The sequence below is a fragment of the Streptomyces sp. NBC_01232 genome (genome assembly GCF_035989885.1).
Classification (GTDB): domain Bacteria; phylum Actinomycetota; class Actinomycetes; order Streptomycetales; family Streptomycetaceae; genus Streptomyces.
In genome coordinates this window covers 2515303-2535357 of record NZ_CP108518.1, presented here as the reverse complement: position 1 = coordinate 2535357, position 20055 = coordinate 2515303, and the positions used below count along the sequence as shown (strand labels likewise).

Here is a 20055-nt window from a genome sequence, read left to right as displayed (position 1 = left end):
GACCCGCAAGCCAACACCAGTACCACCTAGCGCCGGCGCTCCGCGAACCCACGGGCGCCGGCCCCTTTTCCGTCCTGGGGGGACACACCGCATGAGTCATGGGCGTCACGTCACCATGCTCACCGAAGGCACCTATCCGCACGTCCACGGGGGCGTCAGCACCTGGTGCGACCAACTGGTACGAGGCATGCCGGAGGTCGACTTCAACGTCATAGCCCTGACCGGCTCCGGACGCGAGCCGGTCACCTGGGAACTGCCCCGCAACGTCTACCGGCACACGTCCTTCCCGCTCTGGGGACCGCTCCCCTCGCGCATCCGCCGGTCGGGCCTGCGCGGCAGGGCGCAGCGCCGCTTCACCGAGGTCTACGAGAGCTTCCTGCTCTCCCTCCTCGACCCCGCGGGCGATCCCGCCCGGCACACCTTCTCCGAGGCCCTGCGCGAACTGACCGTCCTCGCCCGGGCCGGGAAACTCGCACCGGCCCTGCGTTCCGAATCGGTTCTGCGCCTGCTGATGAACGTATGGACCCGCCCCGGTCTCGCCACCGCCGAGGCCGAGCCCACCATCCACGACGCGCTCACCGCCACCGACCTGCTGGAACACGCGCTGCGCCCGCTGAGCGTCCGGATCCCGCCCGACAGCGTCGCGCACGCCGTCAGCAGCGGACTGGCCACCCTCCCGGCCCTCGCCGCCAAATACCTCGACGGGGTTCCCTTCCTGCTCACCGAGCACGGCATCTACCTCCGCGAGCGCTACCTCGGCTACCGCAGCGCCGCCCAGCGCTGGCCCGTCAAGGCGCTCATGCTCGGCTTCTACCGCGAGCTCAACACCGAGGGCTACCGGCAGGCCGACCTGATCACCCCCTGCAACCAGTACAACCGCCGCTGGGAGGAGCGCGGAGGCGCCGAGTCGGAACGTATCCGCACCGTCTACAACGGCGTCGACCCGCACGCCTTCCCCGAGGCCGGCCCCGAACCGGACGTGCCCACCCTCAGCTGGTGCGGCCGCGTCGACCCGATCAAGGACCTCGAAACCCTCATCCGGGCCTACGCCTTCATGCGCGAGGAGCTGCCCGCCCTGAGGCTGCGCCTCTTCGGCCCCGTCCCGCCCGGCTGCGAGGAGTACAAGCTCCGCCTGGAGAAGCTCGCCGCCGAACTCGGCGTGAGCGACGGGATCACCTACGAGGGCCGCATCGAGCAGGTGGCCCGGGCCTACGCGGCCGGCAGCGTCGTCATGCTCTCCTCCATCAGCGAGGGCTTCCCCTTCAGCATCATCGAGGCCATGTCCTGCGGCCGCACCACCGTCTCCACCGACGTCGGCGGAGTCCGCGAGGCCGTCGGCGACACCGGCCTCGTCGTACCGCCGCGCGAGCCCGAGACCATGGCCCGCGCCACCCTCGCCCTGCTCCGCGACGACGAACGCCGGGCCGAGCTGGGCCGGATGTCCCGCAAGCGGGTGGTGGAGAAGTTCACCCTCCACCAGTCCGTGGACGGCTTCCGGCACATCTACCGCGAACTCGCCGGCCAGCCCGTCCTGCCCGTCCACGCGGGCGACGAATGGACCCAGCGGCTCGCCGATCCCTGGTATCGCGAACTCGCCGCCGACGGGAGCCTGTGGTGAGCGGATCCCTCTGGCTGAAACCGCCCGGTCCGGGCACGGGCACCGGCCCCGCCGCCGACACGCTCCCGGCCATCCCCCGGCCGCGGCGCGACGGCCCCGGCGCCACCGCCGCCGACCCGATGGACGAACTCGCCGAGCGCCTCGACGCGTTCATCGCCTCCGCCGTCCACCCCGACGAGATCGCCGCCATCCTCGAGTCCGACGGCATGACGGACGAGTACATCCGGCTCACCTACGGCCGGCACGACTCCTTCGGACTCGCCGAGGAACTCTTCGCCCGGGTGCCCCGCTCCTTCCCGGAGCCGGGCGCCGCCCCCGACCCCTGGAAGGTCTCCCTCACCGCCTGTCTCCTGCGCGGGGTGATCTTCGCCCTGCCCGGCCTGGCCTACCTGCTCGGCGCGCCCCTGCTCGAAGGCCCGCAGGACCGCCTCGGCCTGCCCGCCGGAACGCTCACCCTGCTCGCCGGTGCGCTCATCGGCTGGGTCTGGGACCAGACCCTCTCCCACCGGGCCTACTCCTGGCTCGGCCTCGGCGACCGCGGCGCCGCCGGGCGGACCCTGCTCGTCGGCGCGCCCGTCGGATCCCTGCTGGGCACCGCCGCCGCACTGGCCGTGCCCGGCGGGCCGCCCTTCTCCTACGCCTTCGCCGCCGGACAGGCCCTCTACGTCGGGGCCGCCACCGTCCTGCTCGTCCTCGGCCGGGAACGGGTCCTGCTCGCCGCACTCGCCCCGATGGCCGCCGGAGCGCTGCTCGTGCTCTTCGTCGACCTGCCCGTGCCCGTAAGGGTGTCCCTCCTCGTGGTGTCCCTGCTGGCCGCCTGCACCATGGCCGTACGGCAGCTCCCGCTGGCCGACGGGCTACGGGCCGCCGCCCACCGGATCCGCGGCTGGGCGGACCGCCGGCCCGGCAAGGACGGCCCCGTGCGCTGGCAGATGCTGCGCGGAGCCGAGGAGGAGTTCGCACACCGCGGGCCCCGGCTCGGGGACTCGGTCCCGTACGGGGTCTTCGGCCTCGGCACCGGACTGCTCGTGCTGTACGCCGCCCTCGGGGAGGTGCTCGCCGGCGGACCCGCCGAGGCGGTCGCCGCCCCCTCCGCGGTTGCCCTCACCCTCAGCATGGGCCCTGCCGAATGGCTGCTCCACCGGTTCCGCAGCGGCAGCCTCTCCGGGCTCCAGGGGGCCCGCTCGCCCCGGGCCTTCCGGCGGCGGATGCTCGCCACCCTCGGCCGGTGCCTCGCCCTCTACCTGACGGTCCTGCTGGCCCTCGGGCTGACCGGCACCCTGCTCTGGCCGGACGCCCCCGTCCTCACCGGAGTCCGCATCGCGACCCTGCTGCTGCTCGGGGCCGTCATGTGGACCGGGCTGCTCCTGCAGTCCTTCGGGGCGGTCCGGCCCGCGGCCGTGGTCTGCGCCTCCGCCGCCGTCGCCCAGAGCCTGGCCCTGCTGACCGGACTGGGCCAGCCCCGGGCGGTCCAGCTGGTGGTCGCGGGCGCGGCCGCCGCCGTACTGGCCGCCCTGGTCTGCCTGCTCCTCGGCCGCGCGACCGCCCACCGATGACGCACGATCCGTACGCCACGCCCGAGGAGAAGGACCCCATGCTGCTGGTGCCCCTGTACGAGCATCCCGCCGACCGGCCGGAGGCCTGGGAGCGGCTCATCCGCTCCGCGGGCCGGCTGCACTCGGTGGTGCTCAACCCCGACAGCGGGCCGGGTGCCGCCCGCGACGAGCGGTTCGCCCTCGTCGCCGAGCGGCTGCGCGAGGCCGGCGTACCCGTCCTCGGGTACGCCGACACCGACTACGGGAGGCGCCCGCACGCCGAGGTGGTGCAGGACCTGCTGCGCCACCGCGACTGGTACGCCGCCGACGGGGCCTTCCTCGACCAGGCCTCCGCCGACCCGGAGCTGCTCCCGCACTACGGGCGCCTGGCGGTCGCCGCCCGTGCCGCGGGCGCCCGCACCCTCGTCCTCAACCACGGGGTCCACCCGCACCCCGGCTACGCCGAACTCGCCGACCTCCTCGTCACCTTCGAGGGACCCTGGGACGCCTACCGGAACGCGGACGCCGCGCCGTCCTGGACGGCGGACCACCCGGCCCAGCGGTTCTGCCACCTCGTGTACGCCGTCCCGCCGGGCGCGCTCGCCGCCCGGCTCGCCGAGGAACTCGCCGCCGAACGCGGGGCCGGGGTGCACTGCGCCGTCCCCGGCAGCGGCGCGCACCCCTGGGGCACCCTCCCGTACGAGCTGGAGGCGGCGGGATGAGAAGGGTCGGACTCCTGCTGGCCGTCCCCCTGCTGCTGCTCGCCGCCTGTACGTCGCAGCCGGAACCGGAACGGGACGAACTGTCGTCCGACCCGGCGCCGGGTCAGCGGTGGCAGCCGAAGCCGGGAGTCGGCTGGCAGTGGCAGCTCACCGGGAAGCTCGACACCACGGTGAAGGCGGCCGTGTACGACGTCGACGGGTTCAACACCACCAAGGAACAGATCGCCACCCTGAAGAAGGCCGGCCGCAAGACCATCTGCTACATCTCCACCGGTGCCTGGGAGGACTTCCGGCCGGACGCCGACGCCTTCCCGAAGGCGCTGCTGGGGGAGGGCAACGGCTGGGAGGGCGAGCGCTGGCTCGACATCCGGCGCGCCGCCGAGCTGGAACCGCTGATGGGGAAACGGTTCGACATGTGCAGGGAGAAGGGCTTCGACGCGGTGGAGCCCGACAATATGGACGGCTACGCCAACCGGTCCGGCTTCCCGCTGACCGCCGACGACCAGCTGAAGTACAACCGTCTGGTCGCCCGGCTCGCGCACGACCGGGGCATGTCGGTCGGGCTGAAGAACGACCTGGACCAGATCCCGCAGCTGGTGGCCGACTTCGACTTCGCGGTGAACGAGCAGTGCATGGAGTACGAGGAGTGCGAGCGGTACGCCCCGTTCATCGACGCGGGCAAGGCCGTCTTCCACGTCGAGTACGAGGGCCGGCTGAGCCGGTGGTGCCCGGCGGCGCGCGAGGCGAAGCTCAGCTCCCTGCAGAAGCGCTACGACCTGGACGCCTGGCGCCAGGTCTGCCGCTAGCCCGGCCGCCTCTGAGCCCCGCCGGGGGTGAAACATGACGGTGGCTAGGCCAGGGGGAGGATGGCGTGGACGCGGTAGCCGCCGCCGTAGCGGGGGCCCGCGAAGCAGGAGCCGCCCAGGGCGCCCGTGCGTTCGCGCATGCCGAGGAGACCGTGCCCGCCCCCCGGATCGGCAGGCTCCGCCGCCCCGTCGGCCGCCTGGCCGCCGTCGTCCAGGACCGTCACCTCCACCGAGGGCCCGACCCGGACCACGCTGACCTCGGCCTTCGCCCCCGGGCCCGCGTGCTTGCGTACGTTGGTCAGCGCCTCCTGGATCACCCGGTACGCAGCCAGGTCCACGGCCGCCGGCAGCGGTCCCGGCTCCCCGTCCACCTGGACGATGACCTCCACCGGTAGCCCGGCGTGCCGGAAGGTGTCCACCAGCTCGCCCAGGACACCGAGCCCCGGCGCGGGCTCCGTCGGCGCCTCCGGGTCGCCGGACTGCCGCAGCAGCCCGACCGTGGCCCGCAGTTCGTTCAGCGCCGACCGGCTGGCGTCCCGTACGTGCGCCAGCGCCTCCTTCGCCTGGTCCGGGCGCTTGTCCATGACGTGCGCGGCGACTCCCGCCTGCACGTTGACCAGGGCGATGTGATGGGCGACCACGTCGTGCAGGTCCCGGGCGATCCGCAGCCGCTCCTCGGCGACCCGCCGCCTGGCCTCCTCGTCCCGGGTCCGCTCGGCGCGCTCGGCCCGTTCCCGGATGGCGTCGACGAAGGCCCGCCGGCTGCGCACGGCGTCCCCGGCGGCCGCGGCCATCCCGGTCCAGGCGAAGATCCCGAGGTTCTCCTGCGCGTACCAGGGCAGCGGCCCGGCGAGCATGGCCACGCCCGTCAGCCCCGCCATGGTGAGCAGCCCGATCCGCCAGGTCGTCGGCCGGTCGGTGTGGGCGGCCACCGTGTACAGGGCGATCACCGTGCACATGGCGACGGGCGCCCGGGGCTCCCCGGTGGTCAGCTCCAGAAGGGACAGTCCGCAGGTCACGGCGAGCACGGTGCGCGGCTGCCGGCGCCGGAACACCAGGGCGGCCGCGCCGAGCAGCATCAGCAGCAGTGAGAAGGGTTCGGGGGTGCGGGTCCCGAAGGTGGGCCCGTGGGGCCCGTGCGGATCGGCGAAGGAGCCGACGACCATGGCCACGAACGCCCCGAACGCCAGCACGGCATCGGTGGCGAGCGGATGGGCCCGCATCCACTGCCGGGTGGGGGCGAACCGCCCGAGGTCTGTCGTCACCCGGATACGGTACGGCCTGATCCGGCGGCGTCCCCTACGGCGGCTGGTGCCCCACCGTCACGCGGGAGCGCACGCGGCCACCCCACTGCGCCCGCACCACGCACACCGCCATGACCGCGGCGATGGCCGCGAGGTGCTCCTTGCCCGCCAGATTGTCCTTGATCAGCACCTCGACGATCATCGCCAGGACCACCAGGGCGGCGGTCGGGTACGCCCGGTAGCGCCAGCAGACGTAGATGGCGAGCCCGACCACCGCCGCCGAGGGCCCGGTGTCGTTGACGATCCGGTCGGACACCGGCAGGCCGAGGGGATGGTCGGGTCCCAGCGCGAGCCCGATCCGCGCGAACGTGGTCCCGGCGAGCGTGGCGACGTAGCCGACCAGCAATGTGCGCCACCAGCCGATGCAGATCTCGGCGATGCCGAAGACGAGCAGGATCTGCGCGAGCGCCCCCCACACCGGCAGGTCCAGGGCCGGGACGAACAGGGACAGGGGGGTGCGCAGGAGAGCCAGCCAGAAGGGGTCGACGGCCTTGACCGAGCCGAGGTCCTGGACCGGCTGGAAGCCCCAGGAGGTGTTCTGCACGATCTGGAAGACCGAGGTGAGGCAGACCGCGCCGACGGTCATCGGGATCGCCCGCCACTTGTCGCGGACGAGCGCGTCCCGGACGGTCCAGAACATGGGTCCCCACTCACGGCGGGCGATCCGCCGGAGTGAGGAGGCGTTCCACGCTGTCAACGGCGGGTCTCCAGGTGTCTGCGGTGCAGCCACTTCGGAAGGCCGGGGGCCTCCAGGAAGCCCTCGGCCCGGCCGGCCGCGACACCGATCCGCAGCAGGTCCGAACTCTTCTCGAAGAGCATGAACCGCGGTTCCCAGATCGGCCGGTATTTGGCGTTGGCCCGGTAGAGGGACTCGATCTGCCACCAGCGGGAGAAGAAGCTGAGCAGCGAGCGCCACATCCGCAGCACCGGACCGGCGCCGAGCCGGGACCCGCGCTCGAAGACGGACCGGAACATCGCGAAGTTGAGGGAGACCTGGGTCACCCCGATCTCCTTGGAGCGTTCCAGGAGTTCGATGACCATGAACTCCATCAGGCCGTTCTCGGAGTCCCGGTCACGGCGCATCAGGTCCAGCGAAAGGCCCTTGGGGCCCCACGGTACGAAGGACAGCACGGCCCGCAGATCGCCGTTGCCGTCGGTGCACTCCAGCATCACGCACTGGCCGTCGGAGGGATCACCCAGCCGGCCCAGCGCCATGGAGAACCCGCGCTCGGTGGCGCCGTCGCGCCAGTCGTCGGCCCGGCGCACCAGCTCGGCCATCTCGTCGGCCGGAATGTCGGCGTGGCGGCGGATGCGGACGGTGTACCCGGCCCGCTTGACGCGGTTGAAGGCCTGCCGGACGGTCCGCATGGCGCGGCCCTCCAGGGTGAACTCGGCGGTCTCGACGATCGCCTCGTCACCGAGTTCGAGGGCGTCCAGGCCGTGCCGGGCGTAGATCTGCCCGGCCTCCTCGCTCGCGCCCATCACGGCCGGCACCCAGCCGTGCTCGCGGGCCTCGGCCAGCCACGGGTCGATGGCGCCGGGCCAGGCCTCGGGGTCGCCGATGGGGTCGCCGGAGGCCAGCGAGACCCCGCCGACGACGCGGTAGGTGACGGCGGCCTTGCCGGTGGGGGACCAGATGACGGACTTCTCGCGGCGCAGTGCGAAGTAGCCGAGCGAGTCGCGGTCGCCCTGCCTGGCGAGCAGTGCCCGAAGCCGCTCCTCGTCCTCCTCGCTGATCGGGTCGACGGCGCGGCGCGAGCGGAAGGCGGCGAACAGCACGGCGAGCAGCAGCAGCATCGACATGACGTTGATGGAGACGTCCACCCAGCCGGGCGGGGCGATCGCCTCGGAGGCCCGGTCGTCGGGGGCCAGGGTGATCAGCCGCATCACGCCGTACTTCCAGCGTTCCGGGAAGGAGGCCTCGGAGCTGAGCGCGGAGGTGTTGGTGGCGCCGACGAGCAGGGCCGCGACCAGCGAGGTGACCAGCAGGCCGACGGCGGCCACGGCGGTGGCGAGCGCCGGGTTGGAGCGGTCGCCCCTGGCGTAGAACTCGTGACGGCCCAGCAGCAGGGCGCCGGTGAAGGCGGCGGTCAGGGCCAGGGAGACCCAGTTCTGCGGGTGCTGGCGGATCTCCTCGTGCGTGGAGAGCGCGTAGGCGAGCAGCAGGGCCAGGAGGCCGCTCAGGACGAGGCTGAGGATCCAGGAGGCCCGCTTGCGGCGGCCGAGGGTGACGGCGAGCAGCAGTGTGAACAGCCCGGAGGCGAAGCCCGCGGTGAGCATGTACGGGGTGTAGAAGTCCTCGGTGTTGTGGCGCCGCACGTCCTGCCCGAGCGAAACCCACACCGCGCTGAGGAAGTTGAGGAAGGTGACGGCGCGCAGGTACCACACCGCGAACGCGGCGCCGCGCCGTGAGCGGGTGCTCCCCCGGCCGGTCTCCCGGCCGCCACCCGCCGCCCTGCCGGCGGGGTCGCCGCCGGTCTCTTTCCTGCCGGCTGACGGACCGGTCGCCGGTGAGGCGGTGCGGTCGGTCTCTGCGCTGGTCAAACGGACCTCTCCCATAAAAAGCGATCATATGGGGCGCAGCTGTCCGTGATTGCGCGGTCGGGGGCCACGGTCTGGTCAGGACCGGGGGCCCCGGCGGCTCATTCCGTCGGCTCCTCCGCCGCCCGCTCCGGGAGTTCCGCCGCGAGTGCGGCGGCCGCCTGGACGAGGGGGAGAGCCAGCAGTGCCCCGGTACCTTCACCTACTGTGACGCCGTGATCGAGCACGGGGTTGAGCGCCATTCGGTCAAGTGCCTTGGCCTGACCCGGCTCGCCGCTGGCCTGACCGGCCAGCCACCAGTCGGGAGCCCGGAACGCCGCCCGCTGCGCCACCAGTCCGCACGCGGCCGAAACCACACCGTCGAGGATGACCGGAGTACGGCGCACCGCGCACTGGAGGAGGAATCCGGTGATGGCGGCGACGTCCGCGCCGCCGACCGCGGCCAGCAGCGCCACCTGGTCGCCCAGGACCGGGCGGGCCCGGCGCAGCGCGTCGCGGATCGCCGCGCACTTGCGCATCCAGGCCAGGTCGTCGATCGGCACTCCGCCGCGGCCGGTGACCACCGAGGCGTCGGTTCCGCACAGGGCGGCGACGAGGGTCGCGGCGACGGTCGTCCCGCCGACGCTGAGGTCACCGAGGACGACCAGGTCCGTTCCGGAGTCCGCCTCCTCGTCGGCGATGCGCATCCCGAGCCGCACCGCGGCCTCGGCCTCCTCGGCCGTCAGCGCGTCCTCCACGTCGATCCGGCCGCTGCCGCGCCGGACGCGGTGCGCGGACACGTCCGCGGGGAGCAGCCCGGGTTCGCAGTCGAGCCCGGCGTCGACGATCCGTATGGTGACGCCGAGCCGGCCGGCGAGGATGGCCACGGGGCTGGTCCCGTCGAGCACGGCACGCACCAGTTCGTGGCCGGTGGACGCGGCCCGGGCGGAGACGCCCTCGGCGGCGATCCCGTGGTCGGCGGCGAACAGCACCACGCGGGGGCGCTCGATCGGTTTGACCGGAACCCGACCCTGCGCGGCGGCGAGCCACTCGGCGAGTTCGTCGAGCCGGCCCAGCGCGCCGGGCGGGACGGCGAGGCGCTCACGGCGTTCCTCGGCATCACGCCGGACGCCCCCGTCGGGGCGCTCGATCAGATCGGAGAAGTCGTCGAGATTCAGCGTGCTCATCTGCCAGAGAGTACAGCCGGTGAGGCCCTCCCTCAGGCCTTGGGCGCAGGGTTCCGGCCCGGTCGCGGAGCACCGGTACGGACCCCCGCAAGGCGAGCGCGGCGGCCACCGGAAGACGGGCCGTCAGCTCCTCGTCGCCGGGCGTGGCCGGGCTACTCCTTGAGTACGGACACCAGGCCCGCGACGACGAGGAGCACCTGCTCGCACTCGCGCGCGACCGTCGCGTTCAGCCGGCCCAGCTCGTCGCGGAAGCGGCGGCCCGAGGCGGTCGCAGGGACGACCCCCGAGCCGACCTCGTTGCTGACCAGCACCACCGGACGGCGCGTTGCGCGCACGGCCGCCGCCAGCTCGGCCGTCCGCCTGCCGAGCCGGTGCTGCCCGCCGCCCGCCCACACGGAGTCGTCCCAGGCCCCGGCCTCGTCCATCGCGTCCGTCAGCCACAGCGCCAGGCAGTCGATCAACAGCGGCGGACCCTCGGCGGCCAGCAGCGGGACCAGGTCGCACGTCTCCACCGTCCGCCAGCCCCCGGGCCGGCGCTCCCGGTGCAGGCCGACGCGCTGCGCCCATTCCGCGTCCCCGTCGCGGGTGCCGCCGGTGGCCACGTAGACCACCTCGGGGAAGGACTCCAGCCGCCGCTCCGCCTCCACCGACTTGCCGGAGCGGGCACCGCCCAGCACCAGGGTCCGGCGCGGCAGGTCCGGCACCGCGCGGTAGTCGCCGACGATCACGGTCGTCCCGTCCGGCACCGCCCGGGCCCCGGCCGCCGCGCACCGGCGGTCCAGCTCCCGGCCCGGCGGGGTGTCGTGGTCCAGATGGACGGCGATCACGTCCGTGGCCGGGCCGACGGCGCCGCTCGCCCGCAGCCGCGCCAGCGCCTCGGGCCGGCCCAGCACATCGGCGAGGACCATGTCGTACGGGCGCCCCCCGGCCCGGTCGGCGGCCCCGGCCGGGGCCCCGCCGGGGGGCAGGTACAGCAGCCTGCTGCCGTCCGGGCCGGTCACCTCGTACCCGGTGCCCGGCGCGTCCATCGGTACGGCCCGCACCCGGTGCCCGGAGATCACCGCGAGCTCCCGCCCGTCCGGCACCCGCCCGGCGGCCGGCAACCCGGGCGGCAGCTCGACCGCGGGCCCGTCGTGCGGGTGGGTCAGCAGCACCTGCCGCACACCGGCCAGCGAATGCCCGGCCCGGGCACCGGCCAGCACCGCCCCGGGGGTCAGGTCCAGCAGCAGCGCCCCGTCGACGAGGAGGGCCGTGGCGGCGCGTGAGCGCGAGCCGACGGAGACCGCACAGGCCGCGCAGGGGCAGCCGGGGCGGGGCAGGCCCTCGGGAGTTCCGGTGCCGAGCAGAGTGAGTTCCACAGGATGATCCTCCCGCGTCGCCGAGACTGCTGCGCGCCCGGTTACTCTGCGGGCAGACTCAGGACACGAAGCGTGCGAGCAACGGAGGCGGACATGGCGTGGACGTGGCGGTTCGAGACGGCCGACGGTACCGAGACGAGCCCGTCGGTGGTGCCGGAGGAGTTCACCACGCAGGGCGACGCGGAGTCCTGGGTCGGCGAGTACTGGAAGGACCTGCTGGAAGGGGGCGTCGAGCAGGTGAAGCTGTCCGACGACGCCGGGACCGAGCTCTACACGATGAGCCTGCGCGCCGCGCTGGACGCGTAGCGCTTCGGTAGGCCCGGGAACGACCGGGCCGCCGGGTCGGCAGCGACCCGGCGGCTCCGTCGTCCGGGCAGCGGGTCAGCCCCGCACACCGCACAGGTGCAGCAGCGCGGCCACACCCCGGTAGGGGTCGATCCGGCCCGCGCGGTCCTCGGCGGCCAGCAGCCGCTCCAGCTCCTCGTCGGGCGGCAGGACCTCGCCCGCCTCGGTGCCGTCGGTGAAGACGCGTACGCCGTACCAGGACTGCAGTGGCGCGCCGATCCCCGACAGGGTGGCCGTCAGCCCGGACAGCCGGTCCGCGCGGACGTCCAGGCCCAGCCGGTTCGTGTACTCGGTGGAGTCGAACGCGGCGAGCGCCGTCTTCCAGTCGCCGTCCAGGCCGGGCCGCATGGCGAGCGCGTCGCCGTTGCGCACCAGCAGGGACAGCAGTCCGCCCGGGGCCAGCATCCGGGCGAGCCCGGCCAGCATGGCGTCCGGCTCGGGCACGTACATCAGCACCCCGTGGCACAGGACCACGTCGAAGCTGCCCGGCAGGAAGTGGGCGCCGGTCTCGCGGCCGTCGCCCTCCATGAGGCTGACCCGGTCGCGGATCCCGGCGGGTTCCGCGGCCAGCGCGTCACGGGCGACGGCCAGCATGCCGGGGTCCTGCTCCAAGCCCGTCACCTTGTGCCCGGCGCGGGCGAGCCGCAGTGCCTGCGTGCCCTGGCCCATGCCGACGTCGAGGACGCGCAGCCGCTGCCCGACGGGGAAGCGCTGCGCGATCTGCTCGTCGACCTGACGGCCCACGAGTTCCTGCCGGACCGCGTTGCGCAGCCCGCCCAGGCCTTCGAGCCAGAGCCGGGCGCCTTCCGCGAAGCCTTCCCCCGACGCGCCGGGCGTCGCTCGGCTCAGGGCCGTTCCCCGCGCTTGACCTGCGGCTTCGGCAGCCGGAGCCGGCGCATCTGGAGGGTGCGCATGAGGCCGTAGGCGATGGCGCCGCGGCGGGGCTCGTTCGGGAAGCGCTCGACGAGGGTCTTGCGGAGGCGGAAGACCAGGCCGATGGAGTCGAGGAGGATCAGGGCGATCACACCGAGCCACAGCATCAGCGCGACGCTCTGGATCGCGGGCTGCCGCACCATGCTGAGCACCAGGATGATCACTGCCAGGGGCAGGAACATCTCGGCGACCGAGTAGCGGGAGTCCACGTAGTCGCGGACGAAGCGGCGGACGGGGCCCTTGTCACGGGTGGGCAGATAACGCTCGTCGCCATTGGCCAGCGCCTCGCGCTGCTTGGCCATCTCGGTACGGCGACGCTCACGGGCTCGCTTGGCATCCTCCTTGCGGTTGCCGGTCGAGGCCACCACGGCCTTGCGCTGCGACTGGGCCACAGCACGCTTCGGCGTAGGGCGGCCCTTCGGGGCCTGCGGGTCACGGGGCTGCGAGAGGTCGGCGCTCACCTTGTCGGTGGCGGCGGCCTTCTCTTCCTTGGAGGAGCGGCTACCAAACACAAAACCCAAGCGTACGTGGTTGCGGGCATGGGCCCCACCCTGCTGGGGAACGATCCGGCAACGGCGGGCGTCTTCCCATTGCACGGTGTGTTCGGTGGGCCCGTTCTCCTGGGATCACCTACTCCTTACGCCTGATGGGGCGCTGGCGTAGTCGTCCTGGAGGAGGAGCGCATCCGTACTCGAACAGTGCGGTAATGGAGACAGGGCCCGTACTGTGGGTCCTGTCGGTGACCTGGAGCACAGTCCGTCTAGAAGGGGGCGCGCGAAGCCCATGAGCGGTGTCATGAAGCGTATGGGGATGATCTTCCGCGCGAAGGCGAACAAGGCCCTTGACCGGGCCGAGGACCCGCGCGAAACCCTCGACTACTCGTACCAGAAGCAGCTGGAGCTGCTGCAGAAGGTGCGCCGCGGAGTCGCCGACGTCGCGACCTCCCGCAAGCGCCTGGAGCTGCAGCTGAACCAGCTCCAGGGGCAGTCCGCCAAGCTGGAGGACCAGGGGCGCAAGGCCCTCGCCCTCGGCCGCGAGGACCTGGCCCGTGAGGCCCTGTCCCGCCGCGCCTCGCTCCAGCAGCAGGTCAGCGACCTGGAGGTGCAGCACCAGACCCTGCAGGGCGAGGAGGAGAAGCTGACGCTCGCCGCCCAGCGGCTGCAGGCCAAGGTGGACGCCTTCCGCACGAAGAAGGAGACCATCAAGGCCACCTACACGGCGGCCCAGGCGCAGACCCGGATCGCGGAGTCCTTCTCCGGCATCTCCGAGGAGATGAGCGACGTCGGCCTGGCCATCCAGCGGGCCGAGGACAAGACCGCCCAGCTGCAGGCCCGCGCCGGTGCGATCGACGAGCTGCTGGCCTCCGGCGCGCTCGACGACCAGAGCGGGCTGGGCTCCAAGGACGACATCCAGGCCGAGCTGGACCGCCTCTCGGGCGGTACGGACGTGGAGCTGGAGCTCCAGCGGATGAAGGCCGAGCTGGCGGGTGGCTCGTCCGCCCAGCAGCAGGCCATCGAGGGCGGCGCCCAGGGCAACGGCCAGCAGTCGCAGACGCCGCACCGGTTCGACAAGCAGTAGGACGGGGCCCGTCATGATTGTCCGCATCATGGGGGAAGGCCAGGTGGAGCTGGCGGACAGCCACTTCACCGAGCTCAACAAGCTGGACGACGAACTGCTCGCGGAGATCGAGGGCAGCGACGAGGCGGGCTTCCGGCGCACGCTGGGAGCACTGCTCGAAGCCGTGCGGCGGCTCGGCGAGCCGCTGCCCGACGACGCGCTGGAGCCGTCCGAGCTGATCCTGCCGGCACCCGACGCGACGCTCGACGAGGTCCGGGAGATGCTCAGCGACGACGGCCTGATCCCGGGCTGAATTCGGCCTGATCCCGACCCTCTGCGCCGGCGCCCGCGCCTTTTCTGCGGCCCTTCCGGCACCGACACGACGGCGGGCCCTCCCCTTCCCGGGGAGGGCCCGCCGTCGTTTCCGTGCTGTCGTGCCGTGCCTTGGTGTCTCAGTGCGGGGGAGGTTTCTCCAGGGACACGGGGTGCTCGGGGTCGGGGGTCCCGCCGATGAAGTTCTCGAACCTGCGCCGCGGGCTCGCCCAGCGCCGGTCGTGGTGGAAGGCGCGCAGCTCGGTCCTGGCCCGGGCGCGCGGACGGTTCGCGTAGAACTTCTTCGCGTACGGGGATCCGGGCCGGGCCAGCCGGATCGCGCCGACCAGCGCCACCAGGGGGACGACGAGGCCGAAGAGCGCGGTGCGCGCCTTGCCCTTCCACAGGGCGATCAGGGCCAGGAAGAAGTTGGTGGCCCCGTTCATGACGACCAGGCCGCGGCTCTGGCGCTCCTCGCTGGACAGGTCGTTCACCCCGAAGGGCACGAACCCGCCGATGACCAGGGCCACGACGGCGGCCGTGACGACCACGAGCTCCACGCTCTTGCGGCCCTGCTCGCTCCAGTAGACGTCGTCGAGGTGCAGGATCAGCGCGAACTCGTCCAGGACCAGGCCCGCGCCGAGGCCGAAGATCACGGCCGAGGCCCACGCGCCGAAGCCGTACCGGCCGCTGCCGACCGCGCCGAACCCGCCGATGATCACGAGGATCACGCCCGGCACCACGTGGTGGATGTGCAGACCGCCCGGCGTGACGTTCTTGAAGGGGCCCCGGCCGGCCCGGATCATCCTGGTGATCACGCGGGTGACCAGGAAGGACATCACGAAGGCGAGCAGGGCGAGCAGGAGGGGCAGCTTCCCCGGTTCGACGATGTTCCGATACCACCAGTGACCCATCCCACTGACTCCCTATTTGGAACGTAATGGGTAATTTACCGTCCGCGCCGAGCGGGTACCGTTCCCGCCGATGACAGATTCGTTCGACAGCCCGCCCCAGACGCCGCCCCCAGAACGCGCCTCGTTCCCCGACGGCGTCCGCTTCGCGTTCGGCACCCTCACCGTGCTGCCCGCCCGCATCACCCGCTGGGACCGCCCCGCCGCCCGCACCGGAATGGCCTGCGCCCCGCTCGCCGGGCTCGCCGTGGGCCTGCTCGCGGCCGTCCCCGGAGTGCTCCTGCTGCTGCTCGGTGCGGGCCCGCTGCTCGCCGCGGCCCTCACCGTCGCCGTACCGGCGGCGCTGACCCGGGGACTGCACCTGGACGGGCTCGCCGACACCGCGGACGGCCTCGGCAGCGCCAAACCCGCCGGCGAGGCGCTGCGCATCATGAAGCAGTCCGACATCGGCCCCTTCGGCGTCGTGACCCTGGTGCTCGTACTGCTGGTGCAGGTGGCCGCCCTGTCCGAGATCTACGCCGACAGCTGGATCCGCGGCGCCCTCGCCGCCGTCGTCGCCGCTGTGACGGCCCGCCTCGCCATGACCCTGGCCTCCCGCGACGGCGTCCCCGCCGCCCGGCCCGAAGGCCTCGGCGCCGCGGTCGCCGGGGTGGTCCCGCGCCGCGTCGCCGCCGCGGTCACCGCGCTGGTGGTCGTGGCCGCCGCGGCCGCCGCCCTCCCGATGGGCCTGCCCGCCGCAGGCCGGAGCGCGGCGGCGGTCCTGGCCGCCCTGCTCGCCGCGGAACTGCTGCTGCGCCGCTGCGTACGCCGCTTCGACGGGGTCACCGGCGATGTCTTCGGCGCCCTGGCCGAGATCGCGGCGACCACCGCCCTGATCGTCCTCGCCCTGGGCTGAGCGCGCGGCCCACGGGCCCGCGTACCCTCGCACCGTGGATCACACTGCGACGGACCAGCCCTCCGCCGCGCCCGTCAGGGTGCTGCTCGCCGACGACCAGGCGCTCCTGCGCAGCGCCTTCAAGGTGCTCGTGGACTCCGAACCCGACATGGAAGTCGTCGGGGAGGCCTCCGACGGGGCGCAGGCCGTCGAACTCGCCCGCCGGACACGGCCCGACGTCGTCCTGATGGACATCCGGATGCCCGGTACCGACGGACTCGCCGCCACCCGCATGATCAGCGCGGACCCGGAACTCGCCGCCGTGCGCGTGGTCATGCTGACCACCTTCGAGGTCGACGAGTACGTGGTCTCGGCCCTTCGGGCCGGCGCCTCCGGCTTCCTCGGCAAGGGCGCCGAGCCCGACGAACTGCTCAACGCCATCCGCGTCGCCGCGGCCGGCGAGGCGCTGCTCTCCCCGGCCGCCACCAAAGGCCTCATCGCCACCTTCCTCGCCCAGGGCGGCGGCGCCGACCCCGCAGCCGGGGCCTCGGCCGGGGCGCACGCGCAGCGGCTCGCCGCGCTGACCGTCCGGGAGCGCGAGGTCCTCGTACACGTGGCGGCGGGGCTGTCCAACGACGGGATCGCGGGACGGCTGGAGGTCAGCCCGCTGACCGTCAAGACCCATGTGAACCGGGCCATGGCCAAGCTCGGCGCCCGCGACCGTGCGCAATTGGTGGTCATCGCCTACGAATCGGGACTTGTCCGACCGCGGGCGGAGTAGCGACGGAGCAGTACGCGTACTGCGGACGCGGTATGCCGCACATAAGGACGGCACCTGCGAGCGACGAAATGCGCCACGGCGATGGGACAGGGTGGGACTGCCCTCGCGTTCGTCACTGCAGAGAGATCCCATACCCATGTCCTGGCTGTCCCGCTTCAGCCTTGCCCAAAGGGCTCTGGTCGGCCTCGTGTCGATCGTCGCGCTCCTCTTCGGCGCCATAGCCATCCCGCAGCTCAAGCAGCAGCTGCTGCCCTCCATCGAACTGCCGATGGTGTCCGTGCTCGCGCCGTACCAGGGCGCCTCGCCCGACGTGGTGGAGAAGCAGGTCGTCGAACCGATCGAGGCCATGCTCAAGGGCGTCGACGGCATCACCGGCATCACCTCCACCGCCAGCGAGGGCAACGCCCTCATCATGGCCACCTTCGACTACGGCGACAGCGGCACCAAGCAGCTCGTCGCCGACGTCCAGCAGGCCGTCAACCGGGCCCGCGTCCGGCTGCCCGCCGAGGTGGACCCGCAGGTGGTGGCCGGTTCCACCGACGACATCCCGACGGTCATCCTCGCCGTCACCTCCGACAAGGACCAGCAGGCGCTGGCCGACCAGCTGGAACGTTCCGTCGTCCCCGTCCTGTCGGACATCGAGGGCGTCGGCCAGGTCACCGTCGACGGCGTCCAGGACCTCCAGGTCACCATCACCCCCGACAACGCCAAGCTCGCGGCCGCCGGCCTCGACGGCGGCGCCCTCGCCAAGGGCCTCCAGGCGGGCGGCGCGGCCGTCCCCGCCGGCTCCTTCGACGAGGCGGGCAAGAACCGCACCGTGCGCGTGGGCTCCGGCTTCACCTCCCTCTCCCAGCTGGAGGAGCTGCGCCTGAGCCCCGGTGCAGGCAAGCCGGCCGTCCGCCTCGGCGACGTCGCCGCCGTGAAGCAGGAGCCGGCCAAGGCCGTCTCCCTCACCCGGACGAACGGAAAGCCGAGCCTCGCCCTCGTCCTCACCATGGACAAGGACGGCAGCGCCGTCGCCATCTCCGACGCGGTCAAGGACAAGCTCCCCGAGCTGCGCTCCACGCTCGGCGCCGGCGCCGACCTGACCGTCGTCAGCGATCAGGGCCCGGCCGTCGCCAAGTCCATTTCCAGCCTCACCACCGAGGGCCTGCTGGGCCTGCTCTTCGCGGTGATCGTGATCCTGGTCTTCCTGGCCTCGCTGCGCTCGACGCTGGTCACCGCGGTCTCCATCCCGCTGTCCGTCGTCCTCGCGCTCATCGTGCTGTGGACCCGCGACCTGTCGCTCAACATGCTGACCCTGGGCGCCCTCACCATCGCCATCGGCCGTGTCGTCGACGACTCGATCGTGGTCCTGGAGAACATCAAGCGCCACCTCGGCTACGGCGAGGAGCGCGAGGCCGCGATCATCGCCGCGGTCAAGGAGGTCGCCGGCGCGGTCACCGCGTCCACGCTCACCACCGTCGCCGTCTTCCTGCCGATCGGTCTCACCGGCGGCATGATCGGCGAGCTCTTCGGCTCGTTCTCGCTCACCGTCACCGCGGCGCTGCTGGCCTCGCTGCTCGTCTCCCTGACGGTCGTGCCGGTGCTCTCGTACTGGTTCCTCAGCGCGCCCAAGGGCGTTGAGCCCGGGAACGCCGAGAGCGCCGCGAAGGCCCGCCGCGAGGCCGAGGAGAAGGAGGCGCGCAGCCGCCTCCAGCTCATCTACGTGCGCGTGCTCGGCTTCGCCACCCGGCGCCGGCTGACCAGCGTGGCCATCGCCGTGGTCGTCCTCATCGGCACCCTCGGCATGACTCCGATGCTGAAGACCAACTTCTTCGACGCCGGCGAGCAGGAAGTCCTGACGGTCAAGCAGGAGCTCGCCCCGGGCACCTCGCTGGCCGCCTCCGACGAGGCGAGCCGCAAGGTCGAGAAGGTGCTGTCCTCGGTCGAGGGCGTCAAGAGCTACCAGGTCACCGTCGGCTCCTCCGGCTTCCTCGCGGCCTTCGGCGGCGGTACGGGCTCCAACCAGGCCTCGTACCAGGTCTCCCTGAAGGACGCGGGCGAGGGCGACGCCGTCAAGAAGCGGATCGAGGAGAAGCTGGCCGCGCTCGACGGCATCGGCGAGACCCGCATCGTGGCCGGCGACGGCTTCGGCAGCCAGAACCTCAGCGTGGTCGTCAAGGCCGGTGACGCCAAGGTCCTCGGCGAGGCCGCCGAGCAGGTCCGCGCGGAGGTGGCGAAGCTCGAGAACGTCGCCGACGTGCAGAGCGACCTGTCCCAGTCCGTGCCCCGCATCTCCGTGACCGCCACCGCCAAGGCGGCGGACGCGGGCCTCGACCAGGCCACGCTCGGCGTCATCGTCGCGCAGGCCGTCCGGGGCAACCCGGCGGGCAAGGCCGTCCTCGACGACACCGAGCGGGACATCGTCATCAAGTCCGCGCAGCCGGCCACCACCCTGGCCGAACTGCAGGCGCTCCCGGTCGGCCCGGTCAGGCTCGGTGACATCGCCGAGGTCAAGGAGGTCCCCGGCCCGGTCGCGATGACCCGGATCGACGGCGCCCGCGCCGCCACCGTCACCGCACGGCCGCTCGGCGACAACACCGGCGCGGTCAGCGCCGAGCTCCAGACCAAGCTCAAGGCCCTGGACCTGCCGGACGGCGCCTCGGCCTCCATCGGCGGCGTCTCCGAGGACCAGGACGAGGCCTTCGGCTCGCTCGGCCTGGCCATGCTCGCGGCCATCGCGATCGTGTTCATGCTGCTGGTCTCGACCTTCCGCTCGCTGATCCAGCCGCTGATCCTGCTGGTCTCGATCCCGTTCGCGGCGACCGGCGCACTCGGCCTGCTGCTGATCACCGGCACCCCGATGGGTGTCCCGGCGATGATCGGCATGCTGATGCTCATCGGCATCGTGGTGACCAACGCGATCGTCCTGATCGACCTGGTCAACCAGTACCGCGCCCAGGGCCTGGGCGTCGTCGAGGCGGTCATCGAGGGCGGCCGGCACCGGCTGCGCCCGATCCTGATGACGGCCCTGGCGACGATCTTCGCGCTGCTCCCGATGGCGCTGGGCGTCACCGGCGAGGGCGGCTTCATCTCGCAGCCGCTCGCGGTCGTGGTGATCGGCGGCCTGGTCAGCTCGACCCTGCTGACGCTGCTGCTGGTGCCGACCCTCTACACGATGGTGGAGCTCCGCAAGGAGCGCCGCCGTGCGAAGAAGACGGCCCGCCTGACGGTGGTCCCGGCTCCCTCGGCGGCGGAGGACGAGGAGTCCCCGGCCACGGTCTGACCCCTCGCACCAAGGCCGAAGGGC

18 protein-coding genes are annotated in these 20055 nt (G+C 72.8%); 10 read left to right on the top strand and 8 right to left on the bottom strand.

The window, feature by feature from the left end:
• Window positions 1–91 precede the first annotated feature (91 nt).
• From pelF to OG444_RS11900, 4 genes are read left to right on the top strand one after another with little or no spacing between them, the layout of a single operon-like run.
• A complete protein-coding gene (gene pelF / locus OG444_RS11915) occupies window positions 92–1618 on the top strand; it encodes a GT4 family glycosyltransferase PelF (RefSeq protein ID WP_327262136.1) in 1527 nt (508 codons plus the stop codon).
• A complete protein-coding gene (locus OG444_RS11910) occupies window positions 1615–3174 on the top strand; it encodes a hypothetical protein (RefSeq protein WP_327262135.1) in 1560 nt (519 codons plus the stop codon). Before pelF ends, OG444_RS11910 begins: the two co-directional genes overlap by 4 nt.
• Window positions 3171–3875, top strand: a complete 705-nt coding sequence (locus tag OG444_RS11905) for a spherulation-specific family 4 protein (RefSeq protein ID WP_327262134.1) — start codon at window positions 3171–3173, stop codon at window positions 3873–3875. Before OG444_RS11910 ends, OG444_RS11905 begins: the two co-directional genes overlap by 4 nt.
• The gene (locus tag OG444_RS11900) at window positions 3872–4681 is read left to right on the top strand and encodes an endo alpha-1,4 polygalactosaminidase (protein WP_327262133.1); all 810 of its coding nucleotides are present in this window, start codon (window positions 3872–3874) and stop codon (window positions 4679–4681) included. Before OG444_RS11905 ends, OG444_RS11900 begins: the two co-directional genes overlap by 4 nt.
• Window positions 4682–4725: 44 nt before the next feature.
• Here OG444_RS11900 and OG444_RS11895 read toward each other — a convergent pair whose 3' ends face one another.
• From OG444_RS11895 to OG444_RS11875, 5 genes are all read right to left on the bottom strand, one after another.
• Window positions 4726–5904, bottom strand: coding sequence for a sensor histidine kinase (locus tag OG444_RS11895; protein WP_327266750.1), 1179 nt, complete (start codon window positions 5902–5904; stop codon window positions 4726–4728).
• A gap of 76 nt (window positions 5905–5980) precedes the next feature.
• Window positions 5981–6625 (bottom strand): hypothetical protein, encoded by a 645-nt coding sequence (locus tag OG444_RS11890; protein WP_327262132.1) that lies wholly within the window; start codon window positions 6623–6625, stop codon window positions 5981–5983.
• A 53-nt stretch (window positions 6626–6678) separates the two neighbouring features.
• The gene (locus OG444_RS11885) at window positions 6679–8544 is read right to left on the bottom strand and encodes a phosphatidylglycerol lysyltransferase domain-containing protein (protein WP_327262131.1); all 1866 of its coding nucleotides are present in this window, start codon (window positions 8542–8544) and stop codon (window positions 6679–6681) included.
• A gap of 83 nt (window positions 8545–8627) precedes the next feature.
• Window positions 8628–9692, bottom strand: coding sequence for a nicotinate-nucleotide--dimethylbenzimidazole phosphoribosyltransferase (gene cobT / locus OG444_RS11880; RefSeq protein WP_327262130.1), 1065 nt, complete (start codon window positions 9690–9692; stop codon window positions 8628–8630).
• Between the two features lie 152 nt (window positions 9693–9844).
• On the bottom strand, window positions 9845–11050 hold the full coding sequence (locus OG444_RS11875) for a bifunctional adenosylcobinamide kinase/adenosylcobinamide-phosphate guanylyltransferase (RefSeq protein WP_327262129.1): 1206 nt from the start codon (window positions 11048–11050) through the stop codon (window positions 9845–9847).
• 93 nt (window positions 11051–11143) lie between these two features.
• Here OG444_RS11875 and OG444_RS11870 point away from each other — a divergent pair, with 93 nt between their 5' ends.
• Window positions 11144–11356, top strand: a complete 213-nt coding sequence (locus OG444_RS11870; RefSeq protein ID WP_150257135.1) for a hypothetical protein — start codon at window positions 11144–11146, stop codon at window positions 11354–11356.
• Window positions 11357–11431: 75 nt separating this feature from the next.
• Here OG444_RS11870 and OG444_RS11865 read toward each other — a convergent pair whose 3' ends face one another.
• Entirely contained in the window at window positions 11432–12175 is a 744-nt protein-coding gene (locus OG444_RS11865; RefSeq protein WP_327266749.1) for a class I SAM-dependent methyltransferase, read from the bottom strand.
• 65 nt (window positions 12176–12240) lie between these two features.
• Window positions 12241–12849 carry a DUF3043 domain-containing protein gene (locus OG444_RS11860; RefSeq protein WP_327262128.1) on the bottom strand — a complete coding sequence of 203 codons (609 nt, stop codon included), beginning with the start codon at window positions 12847–12849 and terminating at the stop codon, window positions 12241–12243.
• A 262-nt stretch (window positions 12850–13111) separates the two neighbouring features.
• Here OG444_RS11860 and OG444_RS11855 point away from each other — a divergent pair, with 262 nt between their 5' ends.
• Both OG444_RS11855 and pspAA read left to right on the top strand, forming a co-directional pair.
• Window positions 13112–13906, top strand: coding sequence for a PspA/IM30 family protein (locus OG444_RS11855; protein ID WP_327262127.1), 795 nt, complete (start codon window positions 13112–13114; stop codon window positions 13904–13906).
• 13 nt (window positions 13907–13919) lie between these two features.
• Window positions 13920–14198, top strand: a complete 279-nt coding sequence (gene pspAA, locus OG444_RS11850) for a PspA-associated protein PspAA (RefSeq protein WP_327262126.1) — start codon at window positions 13920–13922, stop codon at window positions 14196–14198.
• Window positions 14199–14337: 139 nt separating this feature from the next.
• On the opposite strand, the gene OG444_RS11845 is transcribed toward pspAA, so the two are convergent.
• Window positions 14338–15111: a hypothetical protein gene (locus OG444_RS11845; RefSeq protein WP_327262125.1), complete on the bottom strand. Its 774-nt coding sequence runs from the start codon at window positions 15109–15111 to the stop codon at window positions 14338–14340.
• 70 nt (window positions 15112–15181) lie between these two features.
• Between OG444_RS11845 and cobS the strand changes: the two genes are divergently transcribed.
• The 3 genes from cobS (at window position 15182) to OG444_RS11830 (ending at window position 20031) form a co-directional block, all read left to right on the top strand.
• The gene (cobS, locus tag OG444_RS11840; RefSeq protein WP_327262124.1) at window positions 15182–16003 is read left to right on the top strand and encodes an adenosylcobinamide-GDP ribazoletransferase; all 822 of its coding nucleotides are present in this window, start codon (window positions 15182–15184) and stop codon (window positions 16001–16003) included.
• A gap of 34 nt (window positions 16004–16037) precedes the next feature.
• Window positions 16038–16763, top strand: coding sequence for a response regulator transcription factor (locus OG444_RS11835; RefSeq protein WP_327262123.1), 726 nt, complete (start codon window positions 16038–16040; stop codon window positions 16761–16763).
• A 136-nt stretch (window positions 16764–16899) separates the two neighbouring features.
• On the top strand, window positions 16900–20031 hold the full coding sequence (locus tag OG444_RS11830) for an efflux RND transporter permease subunit (protein ID WP_327262122.1): 3132 nt from the start codon (window positions 16900–16902) through the stop codon (window positions 20029–20031).
• The last annotated feature ends 24 nt before the right edge of the window (window positions 20032–20055 follow it).

Excerpts from the sequence above, each read along its gene's own strand:
- OG444_RS11885 (WP_327262131.1), bottom strand. The coding sequence starts at position 8,544 with ATGGGAGAGGTCCGTTTGACCAGCGCAGAGACCGACCGCACCGCCTCA.
- OG444_RS11845 (WP_327262125.1), bottom strand. The coding sequence starts at position 15,111 with ATGGGTCACTGGTGGTATCGGAACATCGTCGAACCGGGGAAGCTGCCC.
- pelF (WP_327262136.1), top strand. The coding sequence starts at position 92 with ATGAGTCATGGGCGTCACGTCACCATGCTCACCGAAGGCACCTATCCG.
- cobS (WP_327262124.1), top strand. The coding sequence starts at position 15,182 with ATGACAGATTCGTTCGACAGCCCGCCCCAGACGCCGCCCCCAGAACGC.
- OG444_RS11890 (WP_327262132.1), bottom strand. The coding sequence starts at position 6,625 with ATGTTCTGGACCGTCCGGGACGCGCTCGTCCGCGACAAGTGGCGGGCG.
- OG444_RS11900 (WP_327262133.1), top strand. The coding sequence starts at position 3,872 with ATGAGAAGGGTCGGACTCCTGCTGGCCGTCCCCCTGCTGCTGCTCGCC.
- OG444_RS11870 (WP_150257135.1), top strand. The coding sequence starts at position 11,144 with ATGGCGTGGACGTGGCGGTTCGAGACGGCCGACGGTACCGAGACGAGC.
- cobT (WP_327262130.1), bottom strand. The coding sequence starts at position 9,692 with ATGAGCACGCTGAATCTCGACGACTTCTCCGATCTGATCGAGCGCCCC.
- OG444_RS11895 (WP_327266750.1), bottom strand. The coding sequence starts at position 5,904 with ATGCGGGCCCATCCGCTCGCCACCGATGCCGTGCTGGCGTTCGGGGCG.
- pspAA (WP_327262126.1), top strand. The coding sequence starts at position 13,920 with ATGATTGTCCGCATCATGGGGGAAGGCCAGGTGGAGCTGGCGGACAGC.
- OG444_RS11905 (WP_327262134.1), top strand. The coding sequence starts at position 3,171 with ATGACGCACGATCCGTACGCCACGCCCGAGGAGAAGGACCCCATGCTG.
- OG444_RS11855 (WP_327262127.1), top strand. The coding sequence starts at position 13,112 with ATGAGCGGTGTCATGAAGCGTATGGGGATGATCTTCCGCGCGAAGGCG.
- OG444_RS11830 (WP_327262122.1), top strand. The coding sequence starts at position 16,900 with ATGTCCTGGCTGTCCCGCTTCAGCCTTGCCCAAAGGGCTCTGGTCGGC.